General features: G+C 50.0%; 15 protein-coding genes. 8 read left to right on the top strand and 7 right to left on the bottom strand.

The genetic code is table 11. The annotated features are described in order from the left end of the window. Together JK216_RS14145 and JK216_RS14140 are read left to right on the top strand one after the other, a co-directional pair. On the top strand, positions 1–366 hold the full coding sequence (locus tag JK216_RS14145) for a hypothetical protein (protein ID WP_212709052.1): 366 nt from the start codon (positions 1–3) through the stop codon (positions 364–366). A 34-nt stretch (positions 367–400) separates the two neighbouring features. Beyond that, positions 401–910: a hypothetical protein gene (locus tag JK216_RS14140; RefSeq protein ID WP_212712090.1), complete on the top strand. Its 510-nt coding sequence runs from the start codon at positions 401–403 to the stop codon at positions 908–910. A 203-nt stretch (positions 911–1,113) separates the two neighbouring features. Here the strand turns inward: JK216_RS14140 and JK216_RS14135 are convergent, their stop codons facing one another. Genes JK216_RS14135 through JK216_RS14125 form a run of 3 tightly spaced genes read right to left on the bottom strand, consistent with a single transcriptional unit; the run spans position 1,114 to position 4,002 of the window. Beyond that, positions 1,114–2,409 carry an FAD-binding oxidoreductase gene (locus tag JK216_RS14135; protein ID WP_212712089.1) on the bottom strand — a complete coding sequence of 432 codons (1,296 nt, stop codon included), beginning with the start codon at positions 2,407–2,409 and terminating at the stop codon, positions 1,114–1,116. Positions 2,410–2,424: 15 nt separating this feature from the next. Continuing rightward, the gene (locus JK216_RS14130) at positions 2,425–2,847 is read right to left on the bottom strand and encodes a RidA family protein (RefSeq protein WP_212709055.1); all 423 of its coding nucleotides are present in this window, start codon (positions 2,845–2,847) and stop codon (positions 2,425–2,427) included. A gap of 15 nt (positions 2,848–2,862) precedes the next feature. Next, the gene (locus JK216_RS14125) at positions 2,863–4,002 is read right to left on the bottom strand and encodes a tyramine oxidase subunit B (protein ID WP_212710901.1); all 1,140 of its coding nucleotides are present in this window, start codon (positions 4,000–4,002) and stop codon (positions 2,863–2,865) included. Positions 4,003–4,214: 212 nt separating this feature from the next. Between JK216_RS14125 and JK216_RS14120 the strand changes: the two genes are divergently transcribed. Next, positions 4,215–5,045, top strand: coding sequence for a helix-turn-helix domain-containing protein (locus JK216_RS14120; RefSeq protein ID WP_212712088.1), 831 nt, complete (start codon positions 4,215–4,217; stop codon positions 5,043–5,045). Between the two features lie 147 nt (positions 5,046–5,192). After that, positions 5,193–6,581 carry an APC family permease gene (locus JK216_RS14115; RefSeq protein ID WP_212710899.1) on the top strand — a complete coding sequence of 463 codons (1,389 nt, stop codon included), beginning with the start codon at positions 5,193–5,195 and terminating at the stop codon, positions 6,579–6,581. 84 nt (positions 6,582–6,665) lie between these two features. On the opposite strand, the gene JK216_RS14110 is transcribed toward JK216_RS14115, so the two are convergent. After that, positions 6,666–7,580 (bottom strand): LysR family transcriptional regulator, encoded by a 915-nt coding sequence (locus JK216_RS14110; RefSeq protein WP_212709058.1) that lies wholly within the window; start codon positions 7,578–7,580, stop codon positions 6,666–6,668. Positions 7,581–7,664: 84 nt separating this feature from the next. Between JK216_RS14110 and JK216_RS14105 the strand changes: the two genes are divergently transcribed. Then, complete coding sequence (locus JK216_RS14105; protein ID WP_212709059.1) at positions 7,665–8,144, top strand: GNAT family N-acetyltransferase; 480 nt, start codon at positions 7,665–7,667, stop codon at positions 8,142–8,144. Between the two features lie 214 nt (positions 8,145–8,358). On the opposite strand, the gene JK216_RS14100 is transcribed toward JK216_RS14105, so the two are convergent. After that, on the bottom strand, positions 8,359–10,647 hold the full coding sequence (locus tag JK216_RS14100) for an FdhF/YdeP family oxidoreductase (RefSeq protein WP_212712087.1): 2,289 nt from the start codon (positions 10,645–10,647) through the stop codon (positions 8,359–8,361). A 111-nt stretch (positions 10,648–10,758) separates the two neighbouring features. Further along, positions 10,759–11,139 carry a DUF488 family protein gene (locus tag JK216_RS14095; RefSeq protein WP_212710898.1) on the bottom strand — a complete coding sequence of 127 codons (381 nt, stop codon included), beginning with the start codon at positions 11,137–11,139 and terminating at the stop codon, positions 10,759–10,761. A 280-nt stretch (positions 11,140–11,419) separates the two neighbouring features. Here JK216_RS14095 and JK216_RS14090 point away from each other — a divergent pair, with 280 nt between their 5' ends. The 3 genes from JK216_RS14090 to JK216_RS14080 are packed head-to-tail and all read left to right on the top strand — an operon-like array spanning position 11,420 to position 13,647. Beyond that, on the top strand, positions 11,420–12,091 hold the full coding sequence (locus tag JK216_RS14090) for an amino acid ABC transporter permease (RefSeq protein WP_343876727.1): 672 nt from the start codon (positions 11,420–11,422) through the stop codon (positions 12,089–12,091). 4 nt (positions 12,092–12,095) lie between these two features. Further along, entirely contained in the window at positions 12,096–12,857 is a 762-nt protein-coding gene (locus JK216_RS14085) for an amino acid ABC transporter ATP-binding protein (protein WP_212709062.1), read from the top strand. 19 nt (positions 12,858–12,876) lie between these two features. Next, positions 12,877–13,647: an amino acid ABC transporter substrate-binding protein gene (locus JK216_RS14080; RefSeq protein ID WP_212709063.1), complete on the top strand. Its 771-nt coding sequence runs from the start codon at positions 12,877–12,879 to the stop codon at positions 13,645–13,647. Positions 13,648–13,788: 141 nt separating this feature from the next. Here JK216_RS14080 and JK216_RS14075 read toward each other — a convergent pair whose 3' ends face one another. After that, positions 13,789–14,943, bottom strand: a complete 1,155-nt coding sequence (locus JK216_RS14075; RefSeq protein WP_212709064.1) for a hypothetical protein — start codon at positions 14,941–14,943, stop codon at positions 13,789–13,791. Positions 14,944–15,052: the final 109 nt, after the last annotated feature.

Genomic DNA, 15,052 nt, shown 5'->3' with positions numbered 1-15,052 from the left:
TTGAAAAAACTACTTATTACCGCTGTTCTGTTGCTGCCTGTTCCGGCATTGTCTTCAGTCACGGTCAGTAAAATGCAATTATGTACTGACCTTTATTCATTATATACCTCTGCTGAATTCCACAGCCTGCAAGGGATGCCGGAAGATGATTTTATCCGGCAATATCATCTGCAGGATGCTAAAGAAGATTATTCACCGGCATTTTATGACTTCGAGAAAAAACTGGTTGATAAAATTTTTGCTGAGCATAAAAAATCAGCGGATGACCAGTATGAAATGATGCGAAAATCAGCCAGAGATTCAAAGGTATATCTGGATAAATGTTACGATAATTTAAAAAATACCGATAATGTTATTTTTGACTAACCTCCGGACAGTTAACACAATATAAAGGCTACATATGAACGAGCAAAAATTATCAGTAAAATCCGCCATCGATAAACTGGCAGCTAAGATTGGTTATATCAACGTTATCTGTCTGCCGCTGTTATTTATCGGCTGGTTTATACTTTCCACTGCCACTGTAAATGTTGGTTTCGGCAGCAACCTGTCATTATCTTTATGGAAAATTACTGCCAGTGGTGGTGATATGTCCGGGTTTATGAATGGCGGTTCATCCTTCAGCTTTTACAGCCTGCTATTACTGATCGGTTTTTTCGGCCCGGTGTATCCTTTCTACTTTAAAGATATCCCGGCAAAGATTGGTAATGCTCTTCCATTAATTTTCATTCTGTTATTTCTGATTATCGCTTATATGAAAATTAAAGGGCTGGAGAGCGATATGAACGATGCTTTTGGCAGAAATTCAGGTATGGCACAGGACCTGTTCCGCACAATTCATCTCGGTGCGGGCTTTTATCTCGGTCTGATCGTGAGTATTTATCTGACCATTAAAGGCTTAAAAAAATAACAGCGGGCAGTTACAGGGGGAGCCGCTCCCCCTGTAATTATTCAACGGTCCGCGAGGATAGTGTTATTTTTCTTTTTTATACAGACCCGGAATAACTTTCCGTTATTATCCGTTTATCTGCCTGCATTAATCTCTGCGAATATAAATCCGCCCTTCTTATCTGCATATTCAGTACCAGACAGATTTTCTGTGCTGCCGGCAGTTTATAACAGCCGTTCAAAACGGTAGGGTGCAGGATCGACCAGTGGCTTGTCGCCGCAGATAAGATCTGCCGCCAGCTGACCGGCGGCGGGCGACGTACCAAACCCGTGGCCGGAGAACCCGGTCGCAAGTGTCAGGCCCGGTATACGGCTGACAGGACTAATCACCGGGGACGAGTCCGGCGTTACATCGATGGTGCCAGCCCACGACTGCTCCACTGTTGCCTGTTCAAACACCGGCCATGCGGCACGCAGATTCTTCAGCGCTTCATTATTCAGCCGGGTATTCACTTGCGGGTCAAGGATACGCTGTTGTTCAAAGGGTGTAATCTGGTCATTACGCCAGTGCCGTGCCATTATCCAATCCTGCAAAAAGTGTCGTCCTAATCCGATCCGCAGGTTATCCCGGGCCTGGCGCAGTTGCGGCAGATAGCGGATCCCCAGCCGTAAATGGTCCCATGTCAGGGGGGCATCCAGTGCGCCTCGCTGGGTTATAATAAAACCGCCGCCATGATGCTTGCGGAATGAAAAGTCCGCGGCACCTACCGCGATCTCAGCAGGCCCTTCCATCGGCCGGGTACGCATAACCGAGCAGATTAACGGCAAGACCGGCAGATTTATCCCCGAATTTCCCAGAAAGCGGCGAGACCAGACTCCTGCCGCCAGTAACACCTGGTCACAACGGATCTCTCCCCGTTCGCTAATCACCCCGCTGACTTTTCCGTTAGTCGTCACCAGGCTACGTACCGCACACTGTTCGACAATCACAGCCCCTTTCGCTATCGCGGCTGCGGCAATTGCCGGCGCCGCCAGGGTCGGTTCTGCCCGTCCGTCCGACGGAGTATAAATGCCTCCCGCCCAGTGTGTGGTTCCGCCTGGCACCTGCCGGACAATATCTGACGAGGTAAGCAGCTGTGTATCAAGCCCGGCACCGGCAACACTGCGGTGCCATTGTTCATGGGCCGCCATCTGTTCATCATTGCGGGCCACAAACATGATACCTGACTGGCGGTAACCCGTATCATGCCCGGTACGGGCCGCCATGCCCGCCCAAAGCCGATCGGCTTCCCGTGCAAGGGGAATATCCTCTTTTGCTCTGCTGGTTTTGCGTATCCAGCCGAGGTTTCTCGATGACTGCTCTGCGGCGATGGCCCCCTTTTCCAGCACCACTACAGGTATCCCACGTTCTGCCAGAGTCAGTGCCGCTGTCAGGCCGATAATGCCTCCGCCGATAATGATCACGGTCGATTTATCGGGTATCTGTTCTGCGGTTTTAACCGGCATGATTACTGGTGCCATAGATTATCTCCTGTCTTAGTGCGGCAGGGTGATTTGCCGCACTTCCGCTGTTCCCGCACCACGATATGCCGTAACCTCAAGCTCAACCTTATACATCTCAGAACCGAGTGGCGGACAGGTAACGGTCGATGCCGGATTAATCCCGTGAAATTTCTCACCAATAATCGCCATTACTGTAGCAACATCCGCTGGTTGCTGGATAAAGACCCGTGAGCACACGACATCGCGCAGTGAGGCGCCCACCGCTGCCAGCGCAGTTTCAATATTGGCAAACACCTGCAGAGTCTGTTGCCGTAAATCTTCCGGTATTTGTCTTGTCACCGGATGCCGTCCGGCGGTGTTTGAAACGAAGATCCAGTTATCCAGCATCACCAAACGTGAGTAACTGGCTTTTTTTTCAAATTCAGAACCGGTAGTAAGTCTGGTTACAGTCGTCATAAGATATCCTGATAATTAAATAAGTTCGGGGGTTTCCCAAAGGTTAAGGGTTACGCCAATGCCTTTTGCTTTGGCATTGCGATAAACAACCGTTCCCCATGCAACATCCTCAACCGGCATTCCGCCGACAGACATGATGATAATTTCCTGATCACTGATACGGCCTCTGGCTTCACCGGCAACGATTTTTCCCATATCTTCAAGCTGATCAGCGGTCAGTGTCCCTTCCCTGAGCATATCCATAAAACGGACACCGATAATCGGGATCGTGTTATGGGCGGGTGCAGGCACTTCAGCGACCCAGGCTTTGTACAGGCCAGGATTGTCCAGAACTTTTCGGACATCCGGCTGTTCCATCGCCTGGTCGATATTGCACAGGGCAGGCATAGCCAGAAACGCACCCGCTTTTACCCACTCCCGTTTTACCAGCGGATAGGACGACGGGTCTCCGGTTTCTCCGGAGTTACAATAGCTGATGATGTCACTGCCCCTGACCAACTGTTCGAGAGTGTCCGCCACTGTGACTGTGGTAATTTGCGGGTAGTTACTGGCGACCCAGCTCAGAAATCTGTCCAGGCTCTGTTGTCCGCGCCCTTTGACTTTCAGGGTATCAATCTGCGGGCATGCTGCCATAAACGCTGCCAGGGTCGTTTTCCCCATCACGCCGGGCCCCAGCAGACCAACCACTTTTGAGTCTTTGCGCGCCAGATACCTGGCTCCGACACCGGGGATAGCCCCGGTACGATAAGCCGATAGCAGATTAGCTGACATATGTGCCAGCGGAGCACCGGTATCAGCATCATTCAGCGTCATCATTAGAATAGAGCGCGGCAGGCCTTTTTCGCGATTAGCAATATTTGAACCGTACCATTTGACCCCTGAGGTACAAAAGTTGCCGCCCAGATAGGCAGGCATTGCCATCATACGGCGGTCTGCTGTGGGTTTCGGCATCGCGGGGAAAGGTGAATTTTCAGGAAAGGTTACCATTGCGCCATGAGAATCATTGTTTGGCCCTGCCATGCGATAATCACCGTGGTATAACAACCCGAACATCTCTTCCATAGTGTCAACACAGGCTGCCATATCTGTTACTCCGGCACGGATCATGTCCTGCTCGGATAAATAAATAAAATCCACTCTGGTTGAATCAGTCATTTTTTTCTCCCGGCCGGCAGCCTGTTCACAAACAATCAATACAGACACGGCAACAGACCAAATAGTGATCGGTTATCCTGTTGTCCGGTAATACAGACAGAAATAACCTGCCAGCCTGCCGGCTGTATTGAATATTTGCGACACGGTGAATAAATGCTGTGGCACAGGAATTGCTTTATTTATTTTTTTGACTGTCACAGGCAGGGGTTCTGATGCAATACAATAATGTCAATATCCATGGCCGTTTTCAGCCTGAGCAGCCATGGTTTGTACTGAATGCCGCCGGGCACTACACACTGCAGGGATCAGCTGATCCGGCAATATCCCACTTTTACAGTTTTGATCTTGCCTCGGGTGCCGAATTCACCCTGGCGATCCCGGACGGATGTGTGGACATTGTTTTTGATTGTGATCCTGACAACCCCGGAGGCAGAGTCTGTGGTACGACTCTGCAGGCCCGCAGTGCAAATATGAAACACCGGCACCCTTATTTCGGGGTACGGTTTACGGCAGGTATTATTCCTGATTTTCTGGATATTGATGCCACGGATATTCCGGACCGTGAATTCAGTTTTACGGATGTGGTGCCGGGCGTACAGCAGGCTTGTGAACTTATTACTCAGGCCTGTGGTTTCAGCCGCAAAATCGCTTTATTTAATGCCTTTTTCGCCACGCGACTGGTGCGTAAATCATCGCCCCTGACAGCGCAACTGTTGCAAGTGATAGGCCAATATAAAGGTAACCTGCGTATTGACCAGCTGGAAATCCTGACCGGTTACACCTGCCGGACAATTCAACGCCAGTTCCGCCAGGATACGGGGCTATCCCCTAAAGCTTTTTGTAATATCTTACGCTGTCAGTCGGCATTAAACAGTATTCATGCCCGACAGAGCTTATCATTCAGTGAGCTTGCCTGTGATTTAGGGTTCAGTGACCAGTCACATTTTCTGCGGGAGTTTAAAAAGTCGGTCAGCACAACTCCGGGAGATTATCAGCGGAAAATTAGCGGCCAGGCATATACGCACCGTTTACGTTTTCATTGATCACCGAATCAGTGCAGCCATGCACTGTCAGTCTGTCCGATTTATTCTATACGCTGACACTATCGCTGATAAATGATGCAGAAATATTCCGCGTCTCAGCTCAGTTTCACGGCGCGGGTTATTTCTCCCCGGACAGAGGTATAAGCGATGAACCATAATTCCGGCCTGCGTAAAAATACGTTAGGTTTATTTTCCCTGGTTTTTTTTGTTATCGCTGCCGCATCCCCCCTCACCGGGGTGGTGGGCGGATTGCCCGTTGCAATTATTGCCGGTAACGGTGGCGGGATTCCGGTATTTTATATTTTTTCATGCATCATCCTGATGTTATTTTCTGTCGGCTTTGTCACCATGAGCCGCCATATAAAAAACTCAGGGGCATTCTATACCTACATTTCTACCGGGCTCGGAAAAAACTGGGGAGCACCCGCCTCAGTACTGGCGCTGATAGCCTATATCTCGGTGCAGATTGCGGTTGTGGCAATGCTGGGATATTTCACACAACTCTTTCTGGAACAGCATTTAAATACCGATATCCCCTGGTGGCTACTGAGTATGATTTTTATCATTATCGTCTGGATGCTGAGTATAAAGCGGGTCGAAATCGGCGGTAAAATCCTTGGGGTATTAATGCTGGCAGAAGCAGGTATTGTATTACTGACAGATATTTGTCTGCTGGTCAAAAAAACAACCCCCTTCAGTTACCAGTCTTTTGAACCTGCCGTATTTTTACACGGTAATCTGGGGATCGCTTTTATTTTCACTATCGCCAGTTTTATTGGATTCGAGTCGACAGCAATTTATGCCGAAGAATGCAGGAATCCGGAAAAAACCGTGCCACGGGCAACTCTCTGTGCCCTGTTATTGATCACCGGTTTCTTTTGTTTTACCAGCTGGGCGCTGATTCAGGCTTATGGATTCGACCAGATTGTGGCTATCGCCAGTAAAGACCCGGGTAATTTTGTGTTTAATATTACCCGTCAGTATGTCGGTAACCTGGCTGTTGAAATTATGTCGGTACTGCTGATAACCAGTCTGTTTGCCGCCACCCTGGCATTTCACAATAATATTTCACGCTATCTGTTTAATATCAGCCGGGACGGACTTATCTGGAAAGAACTCTGTAAAACCCATCCGGATAACGGGACTCCGCACAATGCCAGTCATTTACACAGTGTGATTATGCTAATGCTGCTGGCGGGTATCGGCAGTACCGGTTTTGACCCGATGCTACAGATTTTTGCCGTTGGCTCTGCAATTGCCACCTTATGTATTCTGATACTTCAGTTAGGTGTCAGCGCTGCGGTCGTTTTATTTTTCCGCCGTATCCGCAGCAACCATCATCCTTTCACCATCTTATGGGCACCTGTGTTGTCATTTATCTGCATGGCCGCCACGATTGTATTAGTGATTAATAACCTGCAAACACTGAGTGGCAGCCACTCTTTGCTGGTATCCCTGATCCCCTGGATTATTCTGGTCTGTCTGGTGGTGAGCTATTTTCTGTCAACCCGCAGAACAGTAAAAGTCCGGGGGTAGTTATCCCGGGTCTGCGGGAATCCTGCCCGCAGACATATACTGTTCCGCTAACCGCCGCCGGTTATCGTGACCTCAGGCCAGTGTTCAGGACTTTTCCATGGCGCATAACAAACGTTTCAGCCAGTCAGTAGCGTTCTTTTTACCACTGCGCTGGTGAGATAAAATTTTCACTGTAAAGGGAGGCGCATAAAACGGCAGTGGAAAGATCCTTATCCCCGCCGAGTGCAGGAACCGTTCTGCCGCACGACGCGGGATAGCCATCAGTAACTCGCTTTCTGCCACTATCCAGGGACCACTTAACATCGATGGTGTTTTTATGGCTATCTGTCGCTGGTGCCCCAGTCGGGCTAATTGCCGGTCAAGCACACTCTGCCGTTCGTTCCACGGGGTTACCACCAGATGGCGGGCTGACAGATACTCATTCAGTGTCAGTGAATCACGTTGCAAACGACTGATCACCACATACTCATCCTGTAGCCAGTCTATTTCCTGTACATCGGGATGAGCAGCCCCATCAGGTACACTGAAGCCAAGCGCCAGGTCGATTTCACCGGCCAGTAATTCATTTAATGCCAGCGAAGAGGATAAATAGCGTAAGTCGAAACTCAGTCCCGGCCCTTTCTGCTGCAGGGAGTTCATCAGTTGCGGAAAAACACTGGATGCCGTGTAATCCGTAATTCCTATGGTGAAGCACTCCTGACTGGTCAGTGGTTCAAACTCAGCCTGAGGGGCCAGCTGGTTATTCAGTTCTGCAAGTAGCGGGGCAATTGCCGGAGCCAGTCGCATGGCATATACGCTGGGTACCATCCGCTGCCCTTCCCGGTAAAACAACGGATCATTCAGGGCTTCCCGTAACCGCGAAAGGGCATGGCTGAGTGCCGAGTTACTGACTGCAAGTTCTGCCGCTGCCCGCCGGACCGAGCCATGACGGAAGATAGCATCCAGGGCCAGCAACAGGTTAAGGTCAAGACGGCGTAACACCGGATGCATAATATTCATCGTCTGCTGATTTCATTGCACTTAATTGTTCGGAGAATAACCCTTATGCTGTCTGCCTTCAATAAATGCCCATAAGGACCCTTTATGAACCTGAGTATCCGCCCGGCGAGGCCTGATGACAGCCAGATTATTTTTGATATGATCACCGAACTGGCTATTTATGAAAAAGCCCCTGAACAGGTAGTCACTTCCGCTACCGGAATTCGCGAGACACTGTTTGGTCCCGACAGTAAAACAGAAGCACTGATTGCAGAAGCTGAAGGGAATGTTATCGGCTACGCTGTCTTTTTTACCAGCTATTCTACATGGTTAGGCCGTAACGGTATTTATCTGGAAGACCTGTATATCTCTCCGGTATCACGCGGCCAGGGGGCAGGAAAAGCCCTGATTAAGCATATTGCCGGACTGGCTGTTCAGCGTCAGTGCGGGCGGCTGGAATGGAGCGTTCTCGACTGGAATACGCCGGCAATCGCATTTTATCAAAGCATCGGCGCCCTGCCACAGGAGGAGTGGGTCCGTTACCGCCTGGACGGCGAGGCTTTGAAAGACTTTGCCGGATACTGAGAAGCGAGGGCTACTGACAGGACCGGGAGACTTTCTTCCCGGCCCACCGGACGGAGCATCAGCCCTTGTCATTCTGCCTGTGCTATAAGTGCATTCTTTGCCCGGCTGCAATTCGTCCGGCATTATCAGGCAAAAAATGGCTGATTATCATAAACGGCCGCGGAAACATGCCATCAGAGGATAAAAAAGACCCGCCACAATGCGGGCCTGAGGTTCAGGCACTGTGGCGGATTTGTTTGGTACGGAGAGTGACGCGTACCGGGACCGATTTATATGACGGGGTACCACTTTGCGGGTCATTATAGTCAAGCGGGACTAACACGTTCGCTTCCGGATAGTAGGCTCCGACCGAGCCGGCCGAGATGTTATAAGCGATAACCGTTATACCTTCCAGCCGCAATTGTCTGCCGGGAAGTGCTGTTTCGATATCAACCACATCGCCGTGCTCGAGACCCAGCCGGTCAAGGTCACTGTCATTCATAAACAAAATATCCCGCCGTCCGAACACTCCGCGATAACGATCATCCAGGGCATAGATGGTGGTATTGTACTGGTCATGACTGCGCAGTGTGATCAGCCTGAGTATATCACTGCCCTCTGCACTGGCATTTTCCTCTACCCCGCCGAACACAGAAAACTCCGCTTTACCCGATGCCGTCGGCCAGCGCCGTTCAACCGGAGGCAACGGCATTCTGAACCCGCCCGGCTGACGGATCCGCTGATTATAATCATCAAAACCGGGGATAGTTTTTTCGATACGATCACGGATCCGATCATAGTCAGCCACCAGCTCAGCCCAGGGGACCCGGCTATCCGGTAGTGTGGCCGCAGCCATTGCTGCCACAATCGCGGGTTCGGAACGCAGCATAGCCGAGGCCGGTTTCAGCTTACCGGAGGAGGCATGCACCATCGACATCGAGTCTTCGACAGTCACTGACTGTTTACCTGTCGCCTGTATGTCCAGCTCGGTTCTGCCCAGGCAGGGTAAAATAAAGGTCTGCCGTGCAACCAGTAAATGGCTGCGGTTCAGTTTGGTGCCGATATGCACGCTCAGGTCCAGCCCTTTCATCGCCGGGAAACAGGCCTGCGGGTCGGGCAGCGCCACAGCAAAATTGCCCCCGAGACAGATTAATGCCCGGGCACTGCCGTCCACCATTGACTGCATTGCCTGTACTGCATCGTGCCCATGCTGACGGGGAGGAACAAAACCAAATTCAGCCTCCAGCCGGGCCAGAAAATCCGCAGATGGTTTTTCGGTAATCCCTACAGTCCGGTTTCCCTGTACATTAGAATGCCCGCGTAACGGACAAATGCCTGCCCCCAGTTTACCAATATTACCTTTCATCAGTAACAAATCAGCAATCAGCCGTACATTCTGCGTGCCTTTGTTATGCTGGGTAATACCCATTCCGTAAGTAATAATAGTGGCATCAGATTTCTGATAAGCGGCGGCAACAGTTTCCAAATCATTGCGGCTCAGACCACTTTCCTGTTCAATGTCCTGCCATTCTGTCGCCTGTATATCATGACTGAATAAGCTAAAATCGCGGGTATGTGTAGCAATAAACTCATGGTCCAGCACCCCGCCGCTATTCGCTTCCTTTTCCAGTAAAGCCTTAGCAATACCTTTCAGGGCAGCGGCATCGCCGCCGGCTTTCACCTGATAATATCCGGAGGCAATCTGCGTCGACCCGTAGGTTGCCATTTCGCCAACATTCTGTGGATCAGCAAAACGTTCCAGTGCCCTTTCCCGTAACGGATTAAATACAATCACCGGCACATTACGGCGTGAAAGTTCATGCAGGGTTCCCATCATCCGCGGATGATTGGTGCCAGGATTATGACCAATAGAGATCACCAGTTCGGTATGCTCGAAATCTTCCAGCGAAACAGTGCCTTTACCGATTCCGATAGAGCGAGGAAGACCCACACTGGTCGCCTCATGACACATATTTGAACAGTCGGGAAAGTTATTGGTGCCGTATTCGCGGGCAAATAGCTGAAACAGATAGGCGGCTTCGTTAGAAGCGCGTCCCGAGGTGTAGAACTCCGTCTGCGATGGCGACAGACCCCGCAAAACTTCAGCGATTTGTTGTAACGCCAGTTGCCAGCTGACAGGCTGTAGCGTATCACTGGCAGGATCATAGGCCAGCGGTGTCGTCAGACGGCCGTAATTTTCCAGTTCATAGTCCGATTTTTCCAGTAATGAGGTCACCGTATTTTCCGCCAGAAATCCGGCGGTCAGCCGTTTACTGGTCGCTTCCCAGGTCACTGCTTTGGCGCCATTTTCACAAAACTGAAAGGTTGAATGATGATCTTTGTCAGGCCAGGCACAGCCCGGGCAGTCAAAACCGTCCGGCTGGTTGGTCCGTAGCAGAGTCGGGGGTGCATTCAGGATATCCATCTGAGTACGAACCGCGATAGCAGTAGCCTTCAGTGCTCCCCAGCCACCGGCAGGTCCATCATAAGGATGAATGCCGGGTACCGCACGTCTTTTGCCCATTTTCGTTGTCTCCGATAGCGCACAGTGCAGATAATGTCCTGCGGATAATTATCTTAAAGCGTAGCAGAGTAATGGTAACGGACAGGCTGGCGGACATGTATTGTCACAGTCTCAGGCTGACGGGGCGGACGATAATTTATCCACATGCTGTTGTAAGGCGGCAGTCAGTAACGGGATATGGCTGGTTCGGGGATCTTTTACGGCACTGAGTAAGGTCAGCGTGCCGGACACGGCTTTTTCTGCCAGACGCTCTAATTCCGGTTGCAGATCCGGGGCTGCCAGTTGCTGCTGATACAGGTCAGAGAAGGTTTTATAATCAATCACCTGATGATGATAATCCCGACGCAGCGCTGTCCCGGGGGTGATTTGTTTACACCACTCGTCCATCACCAGAGTTGCTTTGCTCAGACCCCGGGGCCATAACCGGTCAGCTAATACACGGTAGCCATCCTCTGCAGACGCAGTGTCATATGCCCGTTTAAACTGGATCATTTCACCTCTCCTTTAATACACAGAAATATAACCACACAGCTTAGGTTATACCCGCACCTGGTTGACGAATAGCAGATTTTCTTATCCGGAACGGCAGAAAATGGTGTTAAATTCGCCATAACCACAGTGTCAACAGTATAAAAAGCCAGAACGGTTAAAATTCCGCATAAAGATATGTACAAATAATATTTCCCTGTGACTCATTACTGCCTAAAATAGGCTAAGTGGTCAGCACTGCGGCTGACCGGTGTTTTTTTAATTTTTATTTGGAAGGTGTACTGTGCCAGCATGGTTAAATCTTGCAGCAGAATCATTCTGGCCAATGTTACATGCCGGATTGACGTTTACTATACCCTTAACGTTACTGTCTTTTGTTCTGGGGCTTTCTCTGGGGTTTGTTATCGCCCTAATCAGGTTATACGGTCCTCAGCCACTCAGGCTGGTGGCTCGTTTTTATGTCTGGCTACTACGCGGCACGCCGTTACTGGTACAGCTATTTCTGATTTTTTACGCACTGCCGAGCGCCGGGATCACGATTTCAGCGTTTCCCGCCGCAGTCATTGGCTTTACGCTGAATATCGGTGCTTACTCATCAGAGATTATCCGCGCCACCATTAAGTCGGTACCGGTCAGTCAATGGGAAGCGGCCCATTCTATCGGCATGAACTGGCGTCAGGCACTGATCAGGATCATTTTACCTCAGGCGGCCAGAATAGCCGTTCCGCCGTTGTCTAATACCTTTATTTCGTTGGTCAAAGACACTTCGCTGGCGTCAGTGATTACGGTCCCTGAAATGTTTCTGGCGGCACAACGTATTGCGGCCGTGACTTATCAGCCGCTGATTTTATATACGGAAGCAGCGCTGATTTACCTGTTTTTCAGTACACTGCTGTCAGCACTGCAAAATAAACTGGAGAAACATTTCTCTCGTGAAGAAAAGGCGGAGTCCTGAGCTGATGATTTCATTAACCGGAATTAACAAATTTTTTCAGGATAATCATGTCCTGAAAAATATTTCGCTGGAACTGCCGAAAGGTTCAGTCACCGCGCTGATCGGTCCTTCGGGCAGCGGGAAAAGCACCCTGCTGCGCTGTGTGAATCTGTTGGAGATCCCCCAGTCGGGCAGCCTTACCCTCGATCAGGAAACGCTGGAATTTCACAATAAACCCCTGCGTAGCAGAGATATCCAGCGAATCAGCCGTCAGACAGGCATGGTGTTCCAGAACTTTTCGTTATTTCCCCACAAAAGTGTGCTGGAAAATATTACCGAAGGGTTGCTTGTTGTGCATAAATGGTCAAAAGCAGAAGCTGTCGAACGGGCTGATGCCTTGCTGGAAAAAGTCGGCCTGCTGCATAAACGTGATGATATGCCGGTCACCCTTTCCGGCGGACAACAGCAACGGGTTGCCATTGCCAGGGCGCTGGCCCCGTCGCCAAAAGTATTACTCTGTGATGAGCCGACGTCTGCCCTCGATCCTGAACTGGCCGTAGAAGTGGTGGCCGTATTACGGCAACTGGCGGAAGAAGGTACCACCATGCTGATGGCTACCCATGATTTACGCCTGGCCGCTTCGGTTGCCAGCCATACGATTTTTCTTGAATCGGGTGAAGTCGTGGAAACCGGTGACTCACAAACCCTGTTCCGTCACCCGCAAAAACCCAGAACGGCAAAATATATTGCCACCCTGACCGACGGCCTGCCCGTCGGCCCGGTATAATGTTATCCAGGAGTCTGAGATGAAAAAAACTACTCTGTTATTATCAGCACTATTTTCATTAAGTGTTGCCCATTCAGCACTGGCGGATGATTCGCTGGCACAGGTCAAATCTTCCGGTGAACTGAAAATCGGTACCGAAGGGACTTACCCGCCGTTTACCTTTCATACTATATCCGGTGACCTGACCGGGTTCGATGTGGAAATTGGCCGGGCGATTGCTCAGCAATTACACGTTAAACCGGTGTTTGTTGAAGGAAAATGGGACGGGCTGATCGCAGGTCTGGATGCCAAACGTTATGATGTGGTGATGAATGAAGTAGGAATCAGCCCTGAGCGCGGGAAGAAATATGATTTCTCACAGCCTTATATCGCCTCTAAAGCTGTGGTGGTTGTCAAAAATGACAATGACAGTATCCACGACTTTTCTGATTTAAAAGGAAAAAAATCTGCCCAGTCACTGACCAGTAACTATGCTCAGATCGCCCGCAATTATGGTGCACAGCTGGTAAGTACCGATGGTTTTAACCAGTCAATTGATCTGGTGGTTCAGGGACGTGCCGATGCCACGGTTAATGATAAGCTGTCTTTCCTCGACTTTAAGAAACACCGCCCTGATGCTCCGGTAAAAATTGTGGCTTCAGAAGATAACGCCAGTGCTTCTGCAGTACTGCTGAGAAAAGGGGAAACTTCTCTGCAAACCGCGATCAATGATGCCCTGACTACTCTCAAAAAAGACGGTACCTATCAGAAAATTTCTGAAAAATACTTCGGTGAAGATGTCTCTCACTAATAAGTAATACTGACACCGGCTGTCTGCCGGTGTCAGTCTCTGACCGTGGCTTGCGGCCGCGGGTAGACTGCTCTTCCCTGTCTGATTTCCTTTTAAATACCCTGTAGCAATCAGGCTGTCTTTGTAAGGCGCACCTGCTGGTTATTTCGGCCCGGCATTTGCCGTAACACTCTGTGGTACATTCTGACTGGCAAGCGGAGTATAGCGATAACTGACTGCTGAGCTAAATGTATTGCCGGTGGCCGATGTGCCGGTAGTACCGCTGTAGGTATTATTTTTCTCAAAGAAACTGTAGCCATAGCCGCTGCTATCCTGAGAAACCGTATTGGTGTTATTAGTATTGCGGAAAGAGTTGGCCTCAGAATACACCACACTGCCGCTGCTTACCTGCAATGCTTCGTACTGTTTCTTCGGATATTTTTTACCATCAGTCCCCGTATTCTGATCAGTATCTGCATAGGTTTCGCTGTTATCAAAATAGTTATTGTAGGCATGGATCCAGCCACGGAATAACGGACGTCCGCGCATATTAGGTCCAATCCAGTTATTGTGCAGGGTAACATGCAGTTTTTTGGTCGCCTGCCAGGAATCACCGGAATTAGCCCCGATAACCATCGCTAAACGTTCATCTGCAAGATCCGTATAGTAACCCACCCAATTCCAGACCGGATCCGGAGACATATTCACCCAGCTGTCACTGAACCAGAGATGGTTATAGGACAGGGTAATATAATCTGAGCTCAGGGCAACACTCATCAGGTCATCACTGGTATCGTAAATATTACAGTGAGTCACCAGACCATTGGTGATTCGGCGGAAAGAAATACCTTCGTAGTTGATCCCCGCCAGTCTGCTACTGTCCGAAGAACCAAAGATCTGCGCCGGCATTGCCTGTAAATCAGCAATTTTGCCGAAGAAGCTCAGATTAGCAATTTTAATATTCTGAATATTGGTCCCTGCGGGGAGCAACTCGCCGTCGAATTTCAGCTGTATATTTTCCAGGGCAGCTTTGCCGCCTGCCGCGCCTTCAATGGTGGTATTGTTATTAGCCAGAGAAGAGAAGGTCAGTGTGGTTAAGCCCGCACCGCCATAAATGGTACCACTGACAATAATATGATGCTGACCACTGCTGACCGCATTTTTCAGCTGGCTCAGGGTAGAAACCGTGACCGCGGTATAGCTGTCACCGCCAGTCGTGGTCGCAAAGCCTCCACTGTCCGCAGCCAGAGCCTGGCATCCGGAAAGACTTAACGCTGCGAGTAACGATGCCTGAAGAGTACGTAATGTTGTTTTCATAATCACCTGCCGTGTAAATGTTGATAGAAGTATGTTTTTTCTTGCCTCACACACTTTTCCACACAATACACAACACATCATCCGGTCACTGTTGTCCTCTCTCAGGCAC

The organism is Tatumella sp. JGM94 (assembly GCF_018257595.1).
In the GTDB taxonomy this organism is placed as follows: domain Bacteria; phylum Pseudomonadota; class Gammaproteobacteria; order Enterobacterales; family Enterobacteriaceae; genus Tatumella; species Tatumella punctata.
This window is presented reverse-complemented; position numbering and strand designations above follow the sequence as displayed.

What these genes read in the sequence shown, in the direction of transcription:
- JK216_RS14080 (WP_212709063.1), top strand. Translation starts at nt 12,877, where the DNA reads ATGAAAAAAACTACTCTGTTATTATCAGCACTATTTTCATTAAGTGTT.
- JK216_RS14085 (WP_212709062.1), top strand. Translation starts at nt 12,096, where the DNA reads ATGATTTCATTAACCGGAATTAACAAATTTTTTCAGGATAATCATGTC.
- JK216_RS14135 (WP_212712089.1), bottom strand. Translation starts at nt 2,409, where the DNA reads ATGGCACCAGTAATCATGCCGGTTAAAACCGCAGAACAGATACCCGAT.
- JK216_RS14095 (WP_212710898.1), bottom strand. Translation starts at nt 11,139, where the DNA reads ATGATCCAGTTTAAACGGGCATATGACACTGCGTCTGCAGAGGATGGC.
- JK216_RS14120 (WP_212712088.1), top strand. Translation starts at nt 4,215, where the DNA reads ATGCAATACAATAATGTCAATATCCATGGCCGTTTTCAGCCTGAGCAG.
- JK216_RS14110 (WP_212709058.1), bottom strand. Translation starts at nt 7,580, where the DNA reads ATGAATATTATGCATCCGGTGTTACGCCGTCTTGACCTTAACCTGTTG.
- JK216_RS14100 (WP_212712087.1), bottom strand. Translation starts at nt 10,647, where the DNA reads ATGGGCAAAAGACGTGCGGTACCCGGCATTCATCCTTATGATGGACCT.
- JK216_RS14130 (WP_212709055.1), bottom strand. Translation starts at nt 2,847, where the DNA reads ATGACGACTGTAACCAGACTTACTACCGGTTCTGAATTTGAAAAAAAA.
- JK216_RS14140 (WP_212712090.1), top strand. Translation starts at nt 401, where the DNA reads ATGAACGAGCAAAAATTATCAGTAAAATCCGCCATCGATAAACTGGCA.
- JK216_RS14125 (WP_212710901.1), bottom strand. Translation starts at nt 4,002, where the DNA reads ATGACTGATTCAACCAGAGTGGATTTTATTTATTTATCCGAGCAGGAC.
- JK216_RS14075 (WP_212709064.1), bottom strand. Translation starts at nt 14,943, where the DNA reads ATGAAAACAACATTACGTACTCTTCAGGCATCGTTACTCGCAGCGTTA.
- JK216_RS14105 (WP_212709059.1), top strand. Translation starts at nt 7,665, where the DNA reads ATGAACCTGAGTATCCGCCCGGCGAGGCCTGATGACAGCCAGATTATT.
- JK216_RS14115 (WP_212710899.1), top strand. Translation starts at nt 5,193, where the DNA reads ATGAACCATAATTCCGGCCTGCGTAAAAATACGTTAGGTTTATTTTCC.